Origin of the sequence: Collinsella sp. CM84Y_54 (assembly GCF_036317945.1) — a bacterium.
Classification (GTDB): Bacteria; Actinomycetota; Coriobacteriia; order Coriobacteriales; family Coriobacteriaceae; genus Collinsella.
In genome coordinates this window covers 309,541-329,962 of the sequence record NZ_JAWQCX010000003.1, presented here as the reverse complement: position 1 = coordinate 329,962, position 20,422 = coordinate 309,541, and the positions used below count along the sequence as shown (strand labels likewise).

The 20,422-nt window shown below is 60.3% G+C and carries 20 protein-coding genes; 11 read left to right on the top strand and 9 right to left on the bottom strand.

The window, feature by feature from the left end; translation table 11 throughout:
* Positions 1–19 precede the first annotated feature (19 nt).
* Positions 20–889, bottom strand: a complete 870-nt coding sequence (locus V2391_RS06635; RefSeq protein ID WP_329738696.1) for a patatin-like phospholipase family protein — start codon at positions 887–889, stop codon at positions 20–22.
* Positions 890–1,017: 128 nt separating this feature from the next.
* Between V2391_RS06635 and V2391_RS06630 the strand changes: the two genes are divergently transcribed.
* The 6 genes from V2391_RS06630 (at position 1,018) to V2391_RS06605 (ending at position 5,935) form a co-directional block, all read left to right on the top strand.
* The gene (locus V2391_RS06630; RefSeq protein ID WP_329738695.1) at positions 1,018–1,314 is read left to right on the top strand and encodes an EAL domain-containing protein; all 297 of its coding nucleotides are present in this window, start codon (positions 1,018–1,020) and stop codon (positions 1,312–1,314) included.
* A 127-nt stretch (positions 1,315–1,441) separates the two neighbouring features.
* The gene (locus tag V2391_RS06625) at positions 1,442–2,971 is read left to right on the top strand and encodes a diguanylate cyclase domain-containing protein (RefSeq protein ID WP_329738694.1); all 1,530 of its coding nucleotides are present in this window, start codon (positions 1,442–1,444) and stop codon (positions 2,969–2,971) included.
* Positions 2,972–3,045: 74 nt separating this feature from the next.
* On the top strand, positions 3,046–3,669 hold the full coding sequence (locus tag V2391_RS06620; protein ID WP_329738693.1) for a flavodoxin family protein: 624 nt from the start codon (positions 3,046–3,048) through the stop codon (positions 3,667–3,669).
* A gap of 12 nt (positions 3,670–3,681) precedes the next feature.
* On the top strand, positions 3,682–4,023 hold the full coding sequence (locus tag V2391_RS06615) for an arsenate reductase family protein (protein ID WP_329738692.1): 342 nt from the start codon (positions 3,682–3,684) through the stop codon (positions 4,021–4,023).
* A gap of 86 nt (positions 4,024–4,109) precedes the next feature.
* A complete protein-coding gene (locus V2391_RS06610; RefSeq protein ID WP_329738691.1) occupies positions 4,110–5,240 on the top strand; it encodes a GTP-binding protein in 1,131 nt (376 codons plus the stop codon).
* 95 nt (positions 5,241–5,335) lie between these two features.
* The gene (locus tag V2391_RS06605) at positions 5,336–5,935 is read left to right on the top strand and encodes a tRNA (cytidine(34)-2'-O)-methyltransferase (RefSeq protein WP_329738690.1); all 600 of its coding nucleotides are present in this window, start codon (positions 5,336–5,338) and stop codon (positions 5,933–5,935) included.
* 28 nt (positions 5,936–5,963) lie between these two features.
* On the opposite strand, the gene V2391_RS06600 is transcribed toward V2391_RS06605, so the two are convergent.
* The 4 genes from V2391_RS06600 to V2391_RS06585 all read right to left on the bottom strand — a co-directional run bounded on the left by V2391_RS06600 (position 5,964) and on the right by V2391_RS06585 (position 12,427).
* On the bottom strand, positions 5,964–8,444 hold the full coding sequence (locus tag V2391_RS06600) for an excinuclease ABC subunit UvrA (RefSeq protein ID WP_442878002.1): 2,481 nt from the start codon (positions 8,442–8,444) through the stop codon (positions 5,964–5,966).
* 25 nt (positions 8,445–8,469) lie between these two features.
* The gene (locus V2391_RS06595) at positions 8,470–9,588 is read right to left on the bottom strand and encodes an ATP-binding protein (protein WP_329738688.1); all 1,119 of its coding nucleotides are present in this window, start codon (positions 9,586–9,588) and stop codon (positions 8,470–8,472) included.
* Positions 9,589–9,680: 92 nt separating this feature from the next.
* Positions 9,681–11,684 carry a translation factor GTPase family protein gene (locus V2391_RS06590; RefSeq protein WP_329738687.1) on the bottom strand — a complete coding sequence of 668 codons (2,004 nt, stop codon included), beginning with the start codon at positions 11,682–11,684 and terminating at the stop codon, positions 9,681–9,683.
* 254 nt (positions 11,685–11,938) lie between these two features.
* Positions 11,939–12,427, bottom strand: a complete 489-nt coding sequence (locus tag V2391_RS06585; protein ID WP_329738686.1) for an N-acetyltransferase — start codon at positions 12,425–12,427, stop codon at positions 11,939–11,941.
* A gap of 77 nt (positions 12,428–12,504) precedes the next feature.
* Here V2391_RS06585 and V2391_RS06580 point away from each other — a divergent pair, with 77 nt between their 5' ends.
* On the top strand, positions 12,505–12,801 hold the full coding sequence (locus tag V2391_RS06580) for a hypothetical protein (RefSeq protein WP_329738685.1): 297 nt from the start codon (positions 12,505–12,507) through the stop codon (positions 12,799–12,801).
* Between the two features lie 48 nt (positions 12,802–12,849).
* On the opposite strand, the gene V2391_RS06575 is transcribed toward V2391_RS06580, so the two are convergent.
* Positions 12,850–13,554 (bottom strand): class I SAM-dependent methyltransferase, encoded by a 705-nt coding sequence (locus tag V2391_RS06575; RefSeq protein ID WP_329738684.1) that lies wholly within the window; start codon positions 13,552–13,554, stop codon positions 12,850–12,852.
* 437 nt (positions 13,555–13,991) lie between these two features.
* Between V2391_RS06575 and V2391_RS06570 the strand changes: the two genes are divergently transcribed.
* Positions 13,992–14,396, top strand: a complete 405-nt coding sequence (locus V2391_RS06570) for a hypothetical protein (protein ID WP_329738683.1) — start codon at positions 13,992–13,994, stop codon at positions 14,394–14,396.
* A gap of 138 nt (positions 14,397–14,534) precedes the next feature.
* Here V2391_RS06570 and V2391_RS06565 read toward each other — a convergent pair whose 3' ends face one another.
* Positions 14,535–15,350 carry a putative RNA methyltransferase gene (locus tag V2391_RS06565; protein WP_329738682.1) on the bottom strand — a complete coding sequence of 272 codons (816 nt, stop codon included), beginning with the start codon at positions 15,348–15,350 and terminating at the stop codon, positions 14,535–14,537.
* Positions 15,351–15,528: 178 nt separating this feature from the next.
* Between V2391_RS06565 and V2391_RS06560 the strand changes: the two genes are divergently transcribed.
* Positions 15,529–16,911, top strand: coding sequence for an MATE family efflux transporter (locus tag V2391_RS06560; RefSeq protein ID WP_022093969.1), 1,383 nt, complete (start codon positions 15,529–15,531; stop codon positions 16,909–16,911).
* A gap of 27 nt (positions 16,912–16,938) precedes the next feature.
* Here V2391_RS06560 and V2391_RS06555 read toward each other — a convergent pair whose 3' ends face one another.
* On the bottom strand, positions 16,939–17,805 hold the full coding sequence (locus V2391_RS06555; protein WP_329738681.1) for a LysR family transcriptional regulator: 867 nt from the start codon (positions 17,803–17,805) through the stop codon (positions 16,939–16,941).
* Positions 17,806–17,963: 158 nt separating this feature from the next.
* On the opposite strand from V2391_RS06555, the gene V2391_RS06550 reads away from it, so the two are divergent.
* A complete protein-coding gene (locus V2391_RS06550; RefSeq protein ID WP_329738680.1) occupies positions 17,964–18,872 on the top strand; it encodes a DMT family transporter in 909 nt (302 codons plus the stop codon).
* Positions 18,873–18,959: 87 nt separating this feature from the next.
* Positions 18,960–19,685: a uracil-DNA glycosylase gene (locus tag V2391_RS06545; protein WP_329738679.1), complete on the top strand. Its 726-nt coding sequence runs from the start codon at positions 18,960–18,962 to the stop codon at positions 19,683–19,685.
* A gap of 55 nt (positions 19,686–19,740) precedes the next feature.
* On the opposite strand, the gene V2391_RS06540 is transcribed toward V2391_RS06545, so the two are convergent.
* Positions 19,741–20,421 (bottom strand): SDR family NAD(P)-dependent oxidoreductase, encoded by a 681-nt coding sequence (locus tag V2391_RS06540; protein ID WP_329738678.1) that lies wholly within the window; start codon positions 20,419–20,421, stop codon positions 19,741–19,743.
* Between the last annotated feature and the right edge of the window lies 1 nt (position 20,422).

Below are 20,422 nucleotides of genomic sequence, written 5' to 3'. Positions count from 1 at the left end.
GAGTCCACGGCAGTTTGCCCTACCCCGCCAGATACGCTTCCAACGCCGGCAAGGTCGCCTCCGCATCGTGGCGGCCGACCTGGTAGATGCGCTCGAGCTCATCCGGTTCGCGGCACAGCGACGGTACCTTCACCGATTCGCTCGGCCGCACCACAAAGATTTCGCCGGCAGCCTCGCGACGCGCCAAGTCATCGAGCGTGGCGTTGTAGACCTCATGCCGATGCTCAAGCGCTGCGACAAACTCCGGGTAGTGACGGAACACGCGCCGCAGCATGGGCATCACACTGTTGGGCTGCTTCACAAAGCCCGCCGGCTGTGTGAGCACCACGATATTGCGGTCATACCCCTGCGCAAACAACCAAGCGCTGGGAATGGAATCAGCCACGCCGCCATCCAGGTACTTACGGCCCTCAATGGCAACAGGACGCGTCGCCACAGGAATCGCCGACGATGCCCGGATCCACTCGATATCCCTCTCGTCGCCATAGGGCAGGTCGTGGTAGACGGCCTTGCCCGTCTCGATATCGGTACACACGCACGTAAATCGCATGGGGCAGGCGCGATACGCCTCCAAGTCGATGGGATCGCGCTCGATAGGCACCTCGTGATAAGCAAAGTCGGCATTGAACATATCGCCGGTTCGCAGCCAGCTGGTCACGCTCGCATAGCGCTTGTCGGCGCAATAGGCCTTGTTGTAGCGAATGGCGCGGCCGATCTGGCGCGATTTAAAGTTGTAGCCAAACGCCGCGCCCGCCGAGACGCCCACCATATGGTCGCAGGTCAAACCGTGCTCCATCCAAACGTCGAGCACGCCCGCCGTATACATACCGCGGTAGCCGCCCCCCTCGAGCGCCAGCCCCACCGTGCGCGTCATATTTGGCTGTGCCATGCGACCATCTCCGTTCCTGCGTTTTAAAACGGGACAAGTATACCCGTCAACATATATCGTCCCAGTCGCATTTTTATCGAACATCGCATCATCGCGCTACCGCTTGTCGAATGATAGCCGCCCACAGCATGTGCACCCATATCCCCGCACTCGAGGAAAGCGGCTTTATGGTGACGCTCGACAAGCACATTTGGCAGATTGCACCCGTCGACGGCGATCAAGGCCGCAGTACGCAAATCATTTCATCGATGCTCGAAATGGCGCAGTCGCTCCATCTGCCCGTCGTGGTCGAAGGCGTCGAGACAAATGAGCAGGCGAACATGCTACGACAAATGGGCGTCCGCTACGCTCAGGGCTTCCTCGACTACCGCCCCATGCCGGCGAAGGATTTTGAGGCATTGCTCGATGGTGGCAATAACAACTGATACGTTCGCACGCAAAACGCCACCGTCGAAGGGGACATTTGTCTCCATTAGCTAACTTATATCCCTAATTCAAACCGAATTGGGGATATGATACAAACCGTTGTTCCGCCCAAGGAGGTTATCCATCATGAACGAGTCATACCGCATGGGCGAGCAATCGATTATTGCCTATCTTCAGCGACTTGCGAATGGCATCTCGACCGCCGAACTCGATGTTGCCGCGCTGCCTGCTGAGCTACGCGCCGTTGGTGAGCAACTGCAAAAGACGCATGCCATCCTGCAACAAGAGCGCCAGCTGCTTGAGCGCAACGCCTATATCGATCCGCTCACCAACTTGGGCAACCGCAACGGATTCGACCGTCACGTCGAGCAACTCTGGCGCAAAGGCGACCCCTTCACCTGCGCCTATATTGACATCGACCATCTCAAACATTGCAATGATAGGTTTGGCCACGCCGAAGGCAATCGCTATATTCTAGGTATCTGCCGCACGCTCTCCGAAACCATGGAGCACGATGAGATGCTGTTCCGTATCGGTGGAGACGAGTTTGTGCTCATCTCGCTCTCCGCAAACGAGACTGAACTCGAGCAGCGCTTGGAGCAGGTACGTGCCGGACTGATCGAGGCGAGCTCAGGTGGCAAGGCGCCCATGATCGGCAGCTTTAGCTTTGGCTGCTCGCGCGTCGATCCACTTGCCGGCGACACGCGTCGCCAGATGACGATGGATGCCGATCGCAAGATGTATCGCTATAAGCTTATGCATCGTGTGCAGCAACCGAAAGACGATGACGCGCCGCAACGCCCAATCGTCGATCAGTTTCCCTGCAACGACCGGGTGTTCCAAGCGATCTCCATGAGCTCCGAGACGCGCTATCCGTTTATCCTCAATCTCGATACGGGCGAATCGCAATGGTCGGTTAACGCCGTGCGCGATTTTGACCTGCCCTCCCAGCACCCTTTTAACTCACTCGACATGTGGCTCGCCCGCGTTCATCCCGAGGACCGCGACAACGTACGCGCCGAGCTCGACATGGTGATAAACGGCGCGTGGCACTTCCACTACATGCAGTATCGCGTAATGGATGCCACCGGAGCGTACGTGCTTTGCGACTGCACGGGCTACCGCTTGGACGGCACCGATACCGAGCCCAGCATGTATGTGGGCATTATCGTCAACCGAAGCCTAGCGGATACGACCGACTCAGTAACGGGCCTGGGCGATGTCCACGCACTGGTCAACGCTATTGGAGAGATGCGCCACGTGCCGCACGAGGCAGGTTTTATTGCCATTAAGGTCGACGATATCGCCGAGGTCAATGCCCGCTTTGGATTCGATGCAGGCGACCGTGTGCTCGCCGAAAGCGCCGCCTGCCTCATGGATTGTTCGCGCGGCAAGGGCCGCCTGTTCCGCTCAACGGGGCCGATGTTCGTGGCACTCTTCGATGAGCTCGGCCCCGAGGCAATCGACGAGATCGCAAGCGACATCGAACGGTTCCTGGGTACTCCCGTGCTCATCGGCTCGCTTGAATATCAGCCGCCCATTCGCGTGGCCACGCTCCATCTGGACGGCGTCGACCGTCAACCCGTTTCCATTTTGAACGAGCTCAAAGCGTTGCTCGGGAAAGCCGTGCAGGTGCCAGGTACCAAACTGGATTAGCGCCGCGCCCGCGCCGCCTCCCCCATCGTGCGATAATCCTCTGCAGAAGTCACCAAAAGCAGAGGGAGTTTGTGATGAAGGTTCTTTTAGTCAATGGCAGCCCCAAGGCAAACGGCAACACCGCCCGCGCACTCGCCGAGGTCGCAGAGCAACTTAATGTAGAAGGCATTGATACCGAGGTGTTTCAGCTGGGCGCCAAGCCCATTCGCGATTGCATCGGTTGCGGCCAATGCGGCAAGCTTGGCGGTCGCTGCACCTTTGATGACGACGTGGTGAACGAGCTCATCGCTGCCGCCGAGCAGGCCGACGGCTTTGTCTTTGGCTCGCCCGTCTACTATGCGCATCCCAGCGGACGCATCCTCTCGGCCCTCGATCGCGCATTCTATGCCGGAGGCAAAGCCTTTGCACACAAGCCGGGCGCTGCCGTCGCCGTCGCCCGTCGCGGCGGTACGTCGACGACCTTCGACGTGCTCAACAAGTACTTCACCATCAACCAAATGCCCGTGGTTGCTTCCACCTACTGGAACAACGTGTTTGGCCGCGTGCCCGGCGACGCCGATGGGGATGCCGAGGGCCTTGCCACCATGCGAAACATCGGCAAAAACATGGCTTGGCTCCTGCGCTGCATCGAGGCGGGACAAGCCGCCGGTATCAACGCGCCCGAGGCAGATCGCGCAACGACCAACTTCATTCGATAGAGCGGCGGGGCCATGAATATTCAAATCTTCGGGACTAAGAAGTCGTTCGACACCAAGAAGGCCCAGCGCTATTTTAAGGAGCGCCGCATTAAGGTGCAGTTTATCGACCTTAAGGAAAAGGAGATGAGCAAGGGCGAGCTTACGAGCGTAATGCAAGCGGTCGGCGGCATCGACAAGCTGCTCAACCCCAAGGCCAAGGACGAGGAGACGCTCGCGCTCATCCAGCACCTCACCCCCAGTCAGCGCTTCGATAAACTGCTCGAGAATCAGCAGGTTCTAGCCGAGCCCATCGTGCGTAGCGGCAAAAAGGCCACCGTCGGTTATTGCCCCGATGTATGGGGAGCCTGGGAGTAGCTTGTGTTATTTGCCGGCGCGTGGGTATAAGAGCAGGCGTTTGGCATAAGATTCAACTGTAAGCCATGTCTAACAAAGGAGGGCACATGCCCAACAAACCCGTGAAGATCATCATGCTTACCGGATACCTCGGTGCCGGCAAGACCACGCTGCTCAACCACATCCTCGCTAACGACGGCGGCATCCGCGCCGCCGTGATCGTCAACGATATCGGCGAGATCAATGTGGACGCCAGCCTCATCGCCGACGGCGGCCTTTCCGAGACCGACGACCTCATCCCGCTCACCAACGGCTGCATCTGCTGTACGCTTTCGGATGACCTGGCCAACCAGCTGCAGGGCATCGCCGATTCGGGCAACTTCGATTACATCATCATCGAGGCATCGGGTATTTGTGAGCCTATTCCCATCGCCTACACCATCTCGAGCTTCTGCGACGAGGCCAAGGTGGGCGGCGAGCCTAAACTTGCGCTCGACAACATCGTGGCCGTGGTCGACTGCGCCCGTATGTACGACGAGTTCAACGGCGGTCGCGACCTGCTGGCTGAGGATATTGACGAGGACGACATCGAGAGCCTGCTCATCCAGCAGATCGAGTTCTGCTCCACGCTGATCCTCAACAAGACCGATACCGTGAGCCCCGAGCAGATCGCCGAGCTCAAGGCCATCGTGCGCAGCCTGCAGAAGGACGCCGTGATCGTCGAGGCCAAAAACGGCGAGGTCCCCATGGAGGAGCTGCTCGACACCGACCGTTTCGACTTTATGCGCGCCTACAACTCCGCCGCCTGGATCGAGGCCATGGAGCATCCCGAGGAGCACGACGACCCCGAGGTGCTCGAGTACGACATCGAGACCTTTGTTTACTCGCGCCGCAAGCCGTTTGACCTGCAGAAGTTCACCAATTTTGTTGAGCAGGAGTGGCCCGACGAGGTCATTCGCGTCAAGGGTCCGCTGTGGCAGACCGGCAATCCGGACATGTGTTACATGTTTGAGCAGGCCGGCCACCAGATGCGCCTGATGGAGAACGGCCTGTTCGTTGACTCGGCACCCGAGGGCGAGAAGCAGAAGATCATCGACGAGAACCCCGAGATCATGCAGATTTGGGACGACGAGACGGGCGACCGCATGACGAGCCTGTGCATCATCGGCCGTCACATGGACAAGGACGCGCTCATCGCCTCCCTCGATGCCTGCCTGACCGACTGGCACCGCGCCTAGGTTTATCCAAGCGGGTATTTTTCCGCCTACGTAACCGCCAAACCACCACGAAGGTGCCCTTCGTGGTGGTTTTTCGTTCTGAGCCAAGGAGATTCATGTTCAATATCGTGCTGTATGCGCCCGAGATTCCGGCCAATACGGGCAATATCGGCCGCACCTGCGTGGTCACCGGCGCCCGCCTGCATCTGGTGGAGCCGCTGGGGTTTTCGCTCGACGACAAGACGGTGCGTCGTGCCGGACTGGGCTACTGGCAAAACTTGGACGTGACGACCTATGCCGGCTGGGAGGATTTCCTTGCGCGCAACGACCTCTCCCCTGCCGATGGCCGCCTGCATCTGCTGACCAAAAAGGCACGCCGCACCTATGCGCAGAGCACCTACCGCGATGGCGACTACTTGGTCTTTGGCAGCGAGAGCTCGGGCATTCCCGAGCCATTTCTTGCCGCGGCGCCCGAGCGCTGCGAGCGCATCCCGATGCTGCGCGATTGTGACTCACTCGATAACGCCGAGGCATGGGAAGCCCACGAGGAATCACTCGGGCATATCGAGGACGGCCATGAGGCCATCCTTAAGCAGGATATCTGCGGCAACTTCGTCAATCCGGACGACTACCGCATCAGCGCACTCAATCTCTCCAACAGCGCCGCCATCGTCCTCTACGAGGCCCTGCGCCAAACAGGCTTCGCCAACATGTGACAAAGGGACAGTCCCTTTGTCACATTGCCTATAGGTAGCGACCGGTAATGCTCTTGGAGCAAGCTGCGATATCCGCCGGCGTTCCGGCGCAGACGATTTGCCCGCCCGCGTCGCCACCGCCCGGGCCCATGTCGATCACGTAATCGGCATTGCGGATAAGGTCGAGATCGTGTTCGATCACGATAACCGTGGCGCCCTTGGCAACAAGGCCGTCGAACACACTCAGCAGTAGCTGAACATCGAGCGGATGCAAGCCAATCGTGGGCTCATCGAACACGAATACGGCATCGTCCTGCACGCGGCCCATCTCGCTCGCAAGCTTAAGACGCTGCGCCTCGCCGCCCGAAAGCGCCGGTGTGGGCTCACCGAGTGTGAGATAGCCCAAGCCAAGGTCGTGCAAGGTCTGCAAGCGCGCCTGAACCTTCTTGAGTCCCACCGTGGCGTCGATAGCCTCGTCCACATTCATGTCCATGAGCTGCGGCAACGTAAGCAAGCTCCCGTCCTTGCCCTCACGATGGATACGCGAAGCCGTGTCCGCATAACGCGAACCGCGACATGCCGGGCAGACGACCTCGACGTCGGGCAAAAACTGCACATCGAGCGATATCGAGCCCGTGCCATCGCACGTAGGGCAGCGCAAGGCACCGGTGTTGTAGCTAAAGGCACCCGCCTTGTAGCCGGCTGCCTTGGCCTCGGGCGTGCGGGCGAAGGCACGACGCAGCTCGTCATGGATGTCGGCATAGGTTGCGACCGTCGAGCGCACGTTGGCGCCGATGGGCGTGGCGTCAATCAGGTTTGCGCGGGCAATACCCTCGGCATCGACCCAACGCACGTGTCTTGGCAGACGCTCGCCAGCTGCCTGTGCCTTAAGTGCCGGGATGAGTGTCTCGAGCACCAACGTCGTCTTGCCCGAGCCCGAAACGCCCGTCACCGCGACGAGACGGCCGCGCGGGATATCGACTTCGAGCGGTTTTACGGTATGAATGGCATCGGTTGCCATGCGGATATGTCCCTGGTCGAACATTTCCTCGTCAGTCACCTGCGGACGCATGCGCTTGGACTCTGCGCGCAAAAACGGGGCGATGCGGCTGCCCCGCGATTGTTCGACCTCGTCCACCGTACCTGCAGCGATCACGTTACCGCCACCTGCTCCGGCAACGGGGCCCATCTCGACCAGATAGTCAGCTTCCGCCAGTACGCGCGTATCGTGGTCGACAACAACCACGGTGTTGCCGTCGCCTACCAGGTCGCGCATCACGCCAACCAGGCCGTCGACATTTGCCGGATGCAAGCCGATCGAGGGCTCGTCCAGCACATAAAGCACGCCCGTCGATCGATTGCGTACCACGCGGGCGAGCTGCACACGCTGGCGCTCACCCGTGGAGAGCGTGGCACCGGCGCGGTCGAGTGAAAGGTAATCGAGACCCAGGTCGACCAGACGACGAGCCGTGCTCAAAAACGAATCGCAGATATCCGTCGCCATGGGCTGCATCTCGGCCGGCAAGGATGCGGGCACCCCGCGCACCCACTCAATCGCCTCGCCCAGCGTCATGGCCGCGGCCTGTGCCAGATTGATACCGCGCACCTGGGGCTGGCGCGCGGCCTCGGAGAGACGCGTGCCGCCACAGTCACGGCATGGCCCCTCGCGCAAAAAGCGTGCAACGCGTTTGAGGCCCTTATCGTCCTTAACCTTGGCAAGCGCATTCTCAACGGTATAGACGGCGTTGTAATAGGTAAAGTCGAGCGGCGTGGCGCCCTCGCCGTTTTTGGGAACGTAGAGAATGTGCTTTTTAACCGCCGGACCATGGAACACGATGTCGCGCTCTAGAGGCGTGAGCTGGTTAAACGGCACGTCGGTGCGCACGCCCATCTCACCGGCAACTTGCTTCATCAGGTCCCACATGAGCGTGCCCCAAGGAAGCACCGCGCCTTCGTTGATGGTCTTGGACTCATCGGGCACCAGACTCGCCTCGTCCACCTCGCGCATGACACCGGTGCCGCCGCAGGTAGGGCACGCACCACCACTATTGAAAGCCAAATCCTCGGCGCTCGGCGCGTAGAACTCGCGACCACATGCGGAGCACGTGAGCGACAGGCCAGCGGCAACGTTAAGGCTCGGCTCCACGCGCGCCCCGCAGTGCGGGCACACGTGATGGGCGCAACGGCTAAAGAGCAGACGCAGGCTATTGTTGAGCTCGGTCATGGTGCCAAAGGTCGAGCGCACACCTGGCACGCTGGGGCGTTGATGCAACGCGAGCGCCGCCGGCACATGCAGTACCTCGTCTACCTGGGCATGCTCAGCCTGCGTCAGGCGACGACGAGTATAGGTGCTGAGCGCCTCCAGGTAACGACGCGAGCCCTCGGCATAGAGGACGCCCAACGCCAGCGAACTCTTGCCCGAGCCCGACACGCCGGCAATACCCACGAGCTTTCCCAGCGGGATATCGATATCAATGTCCTTGAGGTTGTGGACACGCGCGCCACGCACCTCGATAGCCTGCGGGCTCATCTTCTGTTCCGTCACCTTTATCACCCTACTCGTGCCATAAAATGCGGTCGCGGATATACTCGCCCAGCATGGGCACGGTAAACCGGACGAGGCCGTATCCGGCAGCCTCGATGACGCGCTCGCGAATCAGGCTTGCGCGATATTTACTCGCCCAGCTCTGGGTACGATCACAGCGCTCAATGATATCCGCCATGCGCGTCGGTTTACCCTCATCAGCAGCCATAGCCTCGATAAAGAGGCGTTGCGGACTGCGCAGCCCGTAATACAGGGGCGCGTCAACCGCTTCGTAGAACTCGGAGACGGCATCCGCATGACCATCCTCGACATCGCGCTCTTCAATGACCTGCGAGCCACGCCGGACAGCAGACCGCCACATGTAATAGCCCACCAGCTGAACCATGTAGGGATGCCCCATGCTCTTGCGCGCCGCAAGGTCCGCCGTCTCCGCGTCAACGTAAAGACCAGCGTCTTTGACCGTCCGGACATATGAATCGCGCACCTTGGGCAAAGATATCGCCCCCAGCGTACGCTGCTGGGCACGCCGCAAAAACGTCACGCTCGGCTCTTCGAGCAGGTCGTCAACCATACTGGGTAAGCCGGCGAACACCAGCGCAAGACCGCGCTGGTCGCTATCGGGCAAGCCCGTGGCATCCTGGTCTCCGAGCACCTGCTGATAGAGAACGGCAAGAGCCGCCAGTTCCTCGATAGACGCCGATTGCGCCTCGTCAATCGCAAACAGGATGCCCTTGCCTGGACCGAGCTTCTCAAGGCGCTCGTTGACCAGCCCTCGCAACGTCTCGCCCTTTGCCCGCGCCGCCTCGACCGACATCCGACCAAACGACGGACCGAACTCCATTGACGTCACAACGGGTTTATTCGAGCGAAGCGCGTCGGCCAAGCGGTCGCATAAGCCAAGCGAAGCGGAATCGGAGACAACCGCCCATCCGCGCTCGCTGGCCAGACGTTGCAGCTCCCGCAGGAGAACCGTCTTGCCGCAGCCGCGGTTTCCCGTAATGAGCATGAGCCTACCCGGCGCTCCGGCGCCATTATCGAGCCCTTCCTCGAAATCTTCGATGACCGACTCGCGACCGACGAGTATCGGAGGCCGCTTGCCAGCCGTGGGCTTAAAGGGATTTGGATTCATGTCGGCCTCCTCGGATTGGCAAACCCTGGTAATAGTTATACCAACTTATACCGAGTTATACCAACAGCAGGTGACAAAAGGCCGCCCTTCTATCACCTATGGCCGAAAAACTCGGCGTCTGCTGCTCGCCAGGGGCGGAAGGTAGCGGGATCGACCTTTACGTGCGCCGCGGCGGGTACGTCGTACCATTTGACCGTGTAACCGGCGCCGTGAGAGCAAAAGACCGAATCGGGCGTGTTGGGCAGATCGGCCTCTGGCTCATAGGCGGCAGCCTCGATTACGCGCTCGGCATCATGGCAAGCCGCATAGCCGGCGAACTCCAGGTACAGATGTCCGCGACCGCTCGTGTAGGCAGCCACCTCCAGCGCGTAATCCTGCACCTCGGATACCGGTACGCGACCCACAAGCTTCGCCCGGTCGCCCGCCATCGTCGGCGGCTCGTACTCGGCACCCATGCGCGTGGCATCCGAGAGCGCCCGGCCCACGCACTCCCCCGGCACCTCGAGCTCAAAGTGGTACCACGGCTCCAATAGTACCGCCGCGCCGGCCTCACGTGCCTGCATGAGTCCCTGGCGAATCGCACGGTACGTAGCCTGGCGAAAATCGCCGCCCTCGGTGTGTTTGGCATGCGCGCGGCCACCTGTGAGTGTAATGCGCACATCGGTGATGGGCGAGCCGGTCAGCACGCCCAAGTGGTCGCGCTCCATGGCGTTGGTGAGTGCCAGACGCTGCCAGTTAAGATCGAGCTCGTCGGTCGAGGTCACGGTGCCAAACTGCACGCCCGAACCCGCTGGCAACGGCTCCAGGCGCAGATGCACCTCGGCATAGTGGCGCAGCGGCTCAAAGTGGCCCACGCCCTCGACCGGCTGCGAAATAGTCTCCTTATAGAGAATGCCGCCAGACTCAAACGAAACCGAAAGGCCAAAGCGATCTGCCAACACCCGCTGCACGACCTCGAGTTGCACGGCGCCCATCAACTGCAAATGAATCTGCTCAAGATGCGTATTCCAGCTTACGCCGAGCATGGGATCTTCGTCCGCCAGCTCAGTCAGCGCTTTGAACACCGTATGGACGTCATGTTTGTCCGGAAGCACCGTATAGGTGAGGACCGGAGCGATGATGGGCGCATCGCACGCGGACTCCGCGCCCAGGGCGTCCCCTGAGCGAACGTGCGCAAGACCCGTCACGGCACAAATACCGCCAGCAGCAACTTCTTGGGCAAGCTCATACTTTTCGCCGTTATAGATGCGCACCTGATCGGCCTTCTGTTCCCACGCCTCGGCACCGGAACGTCCGTCAATCATCTGCTTGGCATGCAGCGTGCCGCCGGTCACTTTAACCCATGCCAAGCGCTCGCCGCGATCTCCGCGGCTCACGCGGTAGACGCGCGCGGCAAACTCCGGGCGCCATGCCTGTTCGCGCATCAGCGCACATATGCCATCCAGCAGCTCGTCCACGCCTTGGTCCTTGAGCGCCGAGCCGGCAAAACAGGGAAAGAGCTTGCGCTCGGCAACCATGCGTGACAGCGTCGCGACGGAAAGCTCACCCACCTCTAGAAACTCCTCGAGCGCCGCCTCGTCCAACGCAGCAGCGTCCTCCTGAACGGCCCCACCCACCAGCAGTTCGTTGGCATCCAGGCACCCCTCAGAAAGACGCTGCCCAAGTTGTGCCAGCAAAACATCGCGGCCGGGATTCTCCAAATCGATTTTGTTGATATAGATGAACGTCGGAATGTCATAGCGCGCAAGCAGACGCCACAGGGTTTCGGTATGCCCTTGCACGCCGTCGTTGGCGCCCACAACCAAAATCGCGTAGTCGAGTGCGCGCAGCGTGCGCTCCGCCTCGGCAGAAAAATCGACATGCCCCGGCGCATCCACGAGCATGACGCGGGTATCGCCATGCTCGAGCACGGCCTGCGACGAGAAGATCGTGATGCCACGCTCGCGCTCGATCGCGTTCGTGTCCAGATGTGAATCGCCATCGTCCACGCGGCCGCGCTTGCGAATGCGACCCGCGTTGAACAGCATGGCCTCGGCTAGCGTGGTCTTGCCTGCATCGACATGCGCCAAGATTCCAACGACCGCTTGCTTCGACATGGCTCTCCTCTTATTACGAGCCCATCGCACGCGGCAACGGGCGTTCACGCTTCACACTGGATGATATAATGTACGGGCCGGCGGGCGAAGCGGGCCCTATCCCCCGACCGAGCTCATCGCCCTGCGTTGCCGCGCGGCGATTTTCGTAGGTTCGCGCCTTGCGAAAGCCGGCTTGCAAAACAGCGTAGCGAACGAAAATAGCCCCACCCGGGGCCATTTTCGTTCGTGCAAATTGTTGATACGCGTCCCCGCTCTTATGCCTCGCGCAGCCAGTCAAACGCAACACGCGGTGTACCGTCGGACACATACACGATGCCGGCGCGCTCAAACCCCGCCTTGAGGCTCGCGCCCTGCATGGGCAGGTTGTCCTGATGCGTGTCGATGCGCAGGTGATCGGCACGCTCCTTGGCAAAGGCAAACATCGCAGCCGCGATACCGTGCACGGTGCCGTCGGATGCCACACGGTGCAGCACGGCGTACGGAGTGTCGCTACGCCATTGACCGTCCTCAATTACGTCATAGCACTCGTCCGGGCCCGGTAAAAAGGCAAACGTCGCCACCACGCGGCCGTCGACTTCACACACATAGCTGCCACCGGCAGCGATATCGGCAGCCAGCTGCTCGGCAGAAGGCGTGCCCTCGGGCCACTGCGTGGCGTTGCCATGCGCGCGCATAAAGGCGCGGGCCGCGTCATAGACAGCCATGACGGCGGGAATGTCGGTATCGAGGGTTTTTCTGATCATCACGCGGCGGCCTCACGTTTATTGGTATCACTTTGATTGAGCAATGATACCAACGTTTGGAGAGGGGCGCGAAGCAGATGGGGAGCAAAAAGCGAGCCGCTTGGTCAAAAGCCAAAAGCGAGTTTTTAGGCGCTGCCACGGGCGGCGATATGAGTGACCTGTTTGCGCGCGAAGACGAGCGCCGCGACGCCCTGGACGCCGAGCGCGATGAGGCCTGGCGCTACAAGTCGTGCGAGCGCAAAAACCGTTACGACACGCGCGCCGAGGCCGAGGCTGTTATGGCCGAATGTGAAAACCGCGGGCGGCGTGGCTTGGCCTGCTACAAATGCGAATACTGCGGCGGCTGGCATTTGACGTCGCACCCTTGGAAATAGACCCCACATTGGCACGGCACTGACGGAGCGCCAGCCATCGCACACAAGCTACGGGCGTGGCGGCACCAAAACATCGTAGCGAACGGCCTTGCCCGCAAGTTGATAGCTCGGCTTAACGCCGGCAAGCAGCGGGCCCTTTACCGGCCGCTTGATAACGACCTTGCGCGGATGCACAGCAAGCGCCGCCTCGACCAGCGATTCCTCGTCGGCGCATGGCTGCTCCAGATGATGTAGGAGCTGGAACTTCTTTTTGACCGCTGCACTCTTGGTGCGCTCGGGAAACATGGGATCCAGGTACACCACGTCGGGTGCTGCGAGCTCGCCCTGCTCGACCAGCTCGACGGTTTGACGAAGGCCCGCAATGCTGTCCTCGCCCGCATGTAAGCACATGCGTGCCACGGCAGCCGCAAGCGCCGGATCATCCGCCGCGCGCTCCAAAGCATCCTGAAGGAGCGCCGCGATCACGCAGTCCTGCTCATACAGATCGACGGTAAAGCCCGCGGCCGCCAACAGCAGCGAATCCTCGCCAAAGCCTGCCGTAGCGTCAATTGCCCATGGTCGCTCGATGCCCTTTGTGCGCGCAGCCTTTACCAACAGCTCTTGCTGTAGACGGCCCTGCTTGAGTCGCGGCAGCATGCGGCCAAAATCGGCGCGCAGCTCCATCGTGCCGTCGGTGAGCGTGAGGCCCTCGGGCTTCCCGATCAGCTCAAGCCCCGCGGCCCGAGCAACAGATAAGGGATCGACGACGCCCATGGACACTCCTTAACAAGCAAAACGAATACGCAGGGCACCGTTTATGTCGGCACCCAACCGTCCGCTATTGTCCCACATGCGACATGGCCCACAGCATCCCAATGCAAAGCACCGCCATCAATCCCGTGCACACAGCAGCGATCACGGAATCACCCATGCGCCTTCCCAACGACCGCGGCTCACGCACTTGCCCTGCTCCGTACATCATGGCTCCTCCTTGAGACCAGCTCCTTGTTACAGCCTCATCATCTCAGCGCCGCACATGAGCCGCCATCGATTTGGCTTACGTCCAGCTTTCCTTTTTGAAAGGTTGGACCGTACAGGCAAGAGACGCTTTCAAACGCATGCATCGCCCCGTTGAACTACAATGTGCTTCACGATATGTGCCACAACCTGGGTGCGACTGATTCTCCGCGCCCGCATCGAAAGGACCAGCCATGAGCAACGCCTGCAAATTACTCAAAATCCTATCGTTCTTCTTCTTTGTCGTCGGCATTCTAAGCGCAGGCATGGGTGCTACAGCGCTCTTTGCGGGCAGCGCGGCAGGCGATATCACGGGTACCATGATCGTTTCTTGCATCGTCGTCATCGTATTGGGCGTCGTCGAAATTGTGACCGCCGTCTTTGGCATCCGCGCGGCAAATAATCCCGCCAAGGCTGGCGTTGTCTGGATTTGGTCCATCGTCTGCCTAGCATGTTCGGTCATCAGCCTGCTTCTCTCCCTGCCCCTCTTGGGTGGGACCGGCTCAAGCATCCCCGATTTTAGCGGCCTGATTGTCAGCATTATCTACTTTGTAGTCGCCAACCGCGTCAAGAAAGAGGGCATGGACCGTTTGAGCTAAGCCGCATCCGTGTCAATCGCTCAGCGACTCTGGTATATACGCCAATAAAAAGGGCCGATCGCGTAGCAACGCGGTCGGCCCTTTACGTTTGCCCAGATAGAACCTACCAAAATAAACCTGTTCCTATTTGGCAGGTTGTTAGCTGTGGCGGTACTCGGCGATGATGAAGTCGATGGCGGTTTGAAGGGTGTCCAGATTTGCCAGGCGCTCTTTGTCGGCGGGGCGCGTGCGGTAGTAGTACGGCGTCATCTGGAACACCGCCTCGATGTCGGCCTGGGTCTGGAGCGTAATGTTCGCAGACACCCGCTGCGTTCCGACCAACTCGAGCTCGGTAGTCTTCGGCAGTTTCTCGTCATTGAGATATGGCGTGTCGTAGAGCACTTCCTTAAGCCCAAACAGATGACGGGCACCCGGCACCACGGTGTAAAGCGAGCCCTCGGGCGCCAGCACGCGGGCAAACTCGCGCTCGTTAAAGGGGGCAAAGAGCTCGGTCACCATATCGAAGGCGCCATCAGCCACGGGGATGTCCTTCATGTTGGCCACGAAATAGGTCGCATCGCCGCGCTTGGCGGCAAGGCGCACCATCTCTTTGCCAAGGTCGAAACCATAAGCATCCACGCCCGGCACCTCGCCCATGGCACTCGTGTAATAGCCCTCGCCGCAGCAAATATCGAGCAAGGTCAGCTGCTTGCCCGTAGACGCCCCGTGCTCTGCCGCCCGCTCGTGCACCAGCTCGACCATCGCATCGCGCAACGGCGCGTAGTATCCACGGTTCAGAAAGTCACGACGGCTGCGTGCCTGCGACTTGGGATCACCCATGGAGTCGCCGCTCTTGGATGAGCGCAGCAGATATAGATAGCCCTCGCGCGCACGGTCAAACCGGTGTCCGCCCGCGCATGCAACACCACGCTCGTCATCCACCAGTGGCTCATGGCAAACGGGACACAACAACATGGCAACTCCTTAGCGCGAACAACACAACGCCCACCATTGTCGCACGCCTTCCCCACCTAGTCATTGGGGACGTTCTTGAATGACTAGTCGTTTAAGAACGTCCCCAATGACTAGTCGATTAGGAGTATCATCATCTGCGCAAATAAGCACGAAAGAGCATATTAGAGATTGAGAGCATATGGCTGACACCGTATCTAAGCACATTGACATGACCACCGGCTCGCTGTGGCGCAATATTCCCCTGTTCGCCTTCCCCGTGGCCGCCACGAGCATCCTGGAGCAGCTGTCGAACCTCATCGCCACGGTCATCATCGGCAACTTCTCGGGCGACCAGGGAACCCTCGCCATGGCGGCGGTCGGCTCCAATGTTCCGCTTACCAGTCTTATGCTCAACCTGTTTATTGGCATGTCGCTTGGCTCCAACGTGGTCATCGCCAACGCTATCGGCCGCAACGATCAGAACATGGTCAAGCGCGCCGTCCATACCTCGATTTTAATGGCGCTCGTGGGCTTTGTCGTCATCGCGCTGGGCGAGATCTTTGCCGAGCCCATGCTCGCCGCGCTCAACGTTCCCGCCGAGACCATGCCGCTCGCCTCACTCTACCTACGCGTCTTTTTGCTCAGCATGCCCTCGATTTTGCTCTACAACTTTGAGGCCGCGATCTTCCGCTCCGTCGGCATCACCCGCATGCCGCTGCAGGCGCTTGCCGTGTCCACCGTCCTCAACATTGGCCTGGACCTCATCTTTGTCCCAATACTCCACTGGGGCGTCGCGGGCGTCGCCATCGCCACCGCCATCGCCTACACCGTCAGCGCCGCTACGCTCTTTATCCGCCTGCTCAAGACCGACTCCGTCGTCCGCGTCACCCTACGCGACCTAGCTATCGACCCCGTCGCCCTCAAGCGCATCGTCAAGATCGGCCTGCCCGCCGGCATCCAAAGCGCCGTCTTTGCTGTCGCCAACATCATCATCCAGTCTGCCATCAACAGCTTGGGCACCGAGGTCATGGCGGCATCGAGCGCCGCCATGAGCCTGGAGTACGTGTGCTACAACCTGCTCAACAGCTTTAGCCAGGCTTGCACTACCTTTGTGGGACAAAATCACGGCGCCCGCCAGATCGACCGCTGCACCAAGACGCTCAAGGTCTGCCTGGTCGAAGGTGGTATCGTTGCACTCACCACGATCATCGTTATTGTCGGCCTGGGACGCGAGATCTTGTCGCTCTTTAACAGCGATCCCAACATCGTCTCGATCGGCTATATCCGCGTGTGTTCGATCTTCCCGGCGTACGCCTTTAGTATGTTCTACGAAAACATGTCAGGCTACCTGCGCGGCTTTGGTATCTCGCTCACGCCCGCCCTCATCACCATGATCTGCGTCTGCGGCATCCGCTTCTATTGGGTGTTCTGCGTGTTCCCGCATTTCCGCACCTTTGCGAACATCATGATGGTCTACCCCATCAGCCTGGGCACCACGGCGTTCTTTATGGTCGTGGCGGTACTACTTTGCCACCCGGCACGCACCTATCGCGCCACCCAAGCCAAAGCGACAGCCCGCTAAACACCGCACTCAACGCCACGCCAGTCATTAATTGACAATATGAGAGCTCATATAGTCGATAAAGCGCCTCGTGGCGATGGGCATGGTGTCCCAGCTGCGCCAAGCGGCCACCACGTCGCGCGAGGGGGCATGCACGATGGGACGTACGCGAATATCGGCACGCATGCCCTCGACGGTACGGCGATATAGCATACTCACGCCTAGGCCCTCCTCGACCATCGCCATGATGGTGTAGTCGTCGGTCACCTCACTCGTCACATGCGGCGACAGCCCATGCGCCGCAAATGCATCGAGCACCAGACTCTGTTCGCCCTCATCCAGCAGCACAAACGGCTCGGACGCCAGATCGGCGAGCGTCACCTTTTCCTTTGCCGTCAGCGGATGCGCGGCCGGCAACAATGCTACCAACTCGTCGTGATAGACCACGCGCTTCTCGAGCCCCGCGGTAAAACCGCGTGCCGTAAAGCAAAAATCAACCACGCCATCGTGCACCCACTGGGCGTTGCGCGTGTAATCGCCCTGCTTAAGGGTAAAGTGTACCCCCGGGTGCAGGGCCCCAAAGTCGCGGATCACGCGCGGCAACACGGTTCGACTCACGTTGGTAAACGTCGCAATACGAATATCAGTCGACGAAAGCCCCAGCAGCTCCTGACGCTTGCCCTCGAGCTCGGCCTCGGCAGTCACGATCTGGCGCAGGTACGGCAGATATTGCTTACCGTCGCGCGTAAGCGAAACGCCCTGCTTTCCGCGCTCGATAATCGTGGTGCCCAGCTCGCGCTCGAGTGCCTTGACGGCCTGGCTCACCGCACTTTGCGTATAGCCCAGCTCGTCCGCCGCGCCCTTAAGACTGCCGCAATCGACCACCATACATACAATCTGATACCGCGATGCCATCGTGCCTCCACATCGATGTAGCTGTAAAACGTTTTGCCAGGACTTTTCCCGCCAACATTAGCATTTCTTAATCATACTGAAGATACATTCGCTTTACTACATCCACATCTGGGAGCAGAATCCTTTTTGCGAAACCGTTCTGTAACAAAAGGAGTCCCATGGATCGCAAAAAAGCAATCGCGCTCTCATTTTCTGTTCCCGTCGCATGGGGCTTTTCGTACCCCCTCATGAAGATCGGCATGGACAGCATGAACGCCACGAGCATCGTTGCGCTGCGCTGCATCATCGCCTTTGCGGCCTGTCTGCTGCTCTTCCACAAGCACGCGTTTCGCATCAACCGCGACCTTATGGTTCGCGCCGCCATCATCGGTGCCATCATGGCAACCGAGCTCACGTGCATGTGCCTGGGCTCCAGCCTCACCTCCGCCTCCACCGCCGGCTTTTTGCAGAGCCTGACAGTCGTAATCGTGCCGTTTGCCAACGCAGCCCTGCTGCGTCGCGCCCCCGAGCGCAAGGTGCTCGTCGGCACCGCCATCGTCACCTGCGGTATGTTGCTGCTCTCGGGCGCCGATTTCACCAGCCTGAACCCGGGCGCGCTCATCATGCTGCTCTCCGCCTTTGTCTATGCCGGCCATATCATTGTGGCGAAGCGCTTTGTCGAAGAAGTCGATCCGTTGGCTCTGGGCGTTTGGCAGCTGGGCTTCGGCGGCTTATTCTCGGGCATTGCCGCATGCGTCTTTGGCGGTTTCACGCTTCCCGGCACGCCGGGCGAGGTCGTAGTCGTCGTCGCACTCGCACTCATCTGCTCTGCCTATGGCTTTTTCACCCAAACGCTCGTGCAGCCCCACGTGCCCGCTGAGACCACCGGCTTCGCCTTCTCGCTCGAGCCGGTCTGCTCCGCCGTCTTTTCGTTCTTCTTGGTCGGCGAGGTCCTGAGCCCCATCGCCTTCTTTGGCGCCGCTCTCATCCTCACCGGCGTCATAGTGGCAACCGTGCAGCTTCCGCGACTTCATGCGCACGCTCACGACCACGCCCACATGGCAGGAACGCCCGAGCAAGTCTCGTAGACCCCACTCTTCATACAGCCGTGGCATAAAGGTCTCCGGACGCCTTTACAATAGATGCCAACAGAGCATCTGCCATAAAGGAGCCCCATGGACACCGCAACCCGCGACCGCAACATAGCAACTTGGTTGGGCGATGCGCCGCAGCCGGTACGTGACACTACGAACCAGCTGCTCGAGCGCATCGCCCTTTTGCGTGCCGAGCAAACCATCTACCCGGCACAAGACGACATCCTCAATGCCCTCGCCTATACGCCGGCCGACCAGGTCAAGGTTGTCATCCTGGGTCAAGACCCCTATCACGGGCCCAACCAGGCCATGGGGCTGTCGTTCTCGGTCCCTGCGACGCAAACCAAGTTGCCGCCGAGCCTGCGCAACATCTATAAGGAGCTCAAAGCCGATCTGGGTTGCCCCATTCCCGCCACGGGAGACCTAACCCCATGGGCACAACAGGGCGTCCTGCTCCTCAACACCACGCTCACCGTGCGCGAGCATGCCGCGAACTCGCACGCCAAGCTGGGCTGGAGCGCGCTCACCGACTACGTTATCGAACGCTGCTGCCAGCTGCCCCAGCCGGTAGTCTTTTTGGCATGGGGCCGCTTTGCCCAGCAGATGGTCGAAGGCAAGCTCGCCGCGACCGACGCGGGCAAGGCGACCGGCAAGTTCTGCCTGGCCTCCACGCACCCCTCACCGCTTTCGGCTAACCGTGCCACGGCAGAACTCCCCGCCTTTATGGGGTCGCGCCCCTTCTCGGCAGCCAATCGGCTACTCGAACAGCACGGCTCGACCCCCGTCAACTGGACTTGCCTCGGCTAAAAATCGATACATCAAAAACGCGCCCGACGGCAATCTTGCCATCGGGCGCGTTTTGTTACTCGGGCCAGATAAACTGGGTGCGGCCGGCCTCGCCACCATCGATCAGCAGGCTCTGTCCGGTCATAAACCGGTTGGTCACGCCCACAAAGTAGATCCACTCGGCGATTTCTTGGGCGGTGGCCCAGCGCTTAAGCGGCGTGAGCTCCATAATCTGGTTCCACAGGTGTTCGTCTTCCATCACGCAACGGTTGAGCGGCGTGATAACGCCACCCGGGTCCACACTGTTGGCGATGGCCTGCGGCGCCAGGCGGTTTGCAAGGTTCTTGGTGTAGGCGATAACGCCGCCCTTGCTGGCAGCATAGGCGGGAAACTCCGATCCCGTATGTCCGCTCGCCGACCCCACATTGACCACGGATTCGATAGCCGGCGCCGGCTTGGCGGCAAGCCCCTCCCCCACAAAGGCGTAGCGCTCGGTCACGTTGATGGTGCCACACAGGTTGGCGGCGATGTCGTCAGTCGAATCCTGCGTACCGGCAACATTCACGATCACCTGAGGCTCAAGGTCGCCTGGAAACGAGTCCGGCTTGCGGACATCAACGATCAGATGGCGGTAGCGCTCGTGTTCGATCGCCGCCGGCAGCAGATCAAAGCCCACGACCTCGTGGCCCTCGTCCAAAAAGCGCTGCACGCACGCGGCTCCGATACCGCCCGAAGCGCCCGTGATCAAAACCCGCATA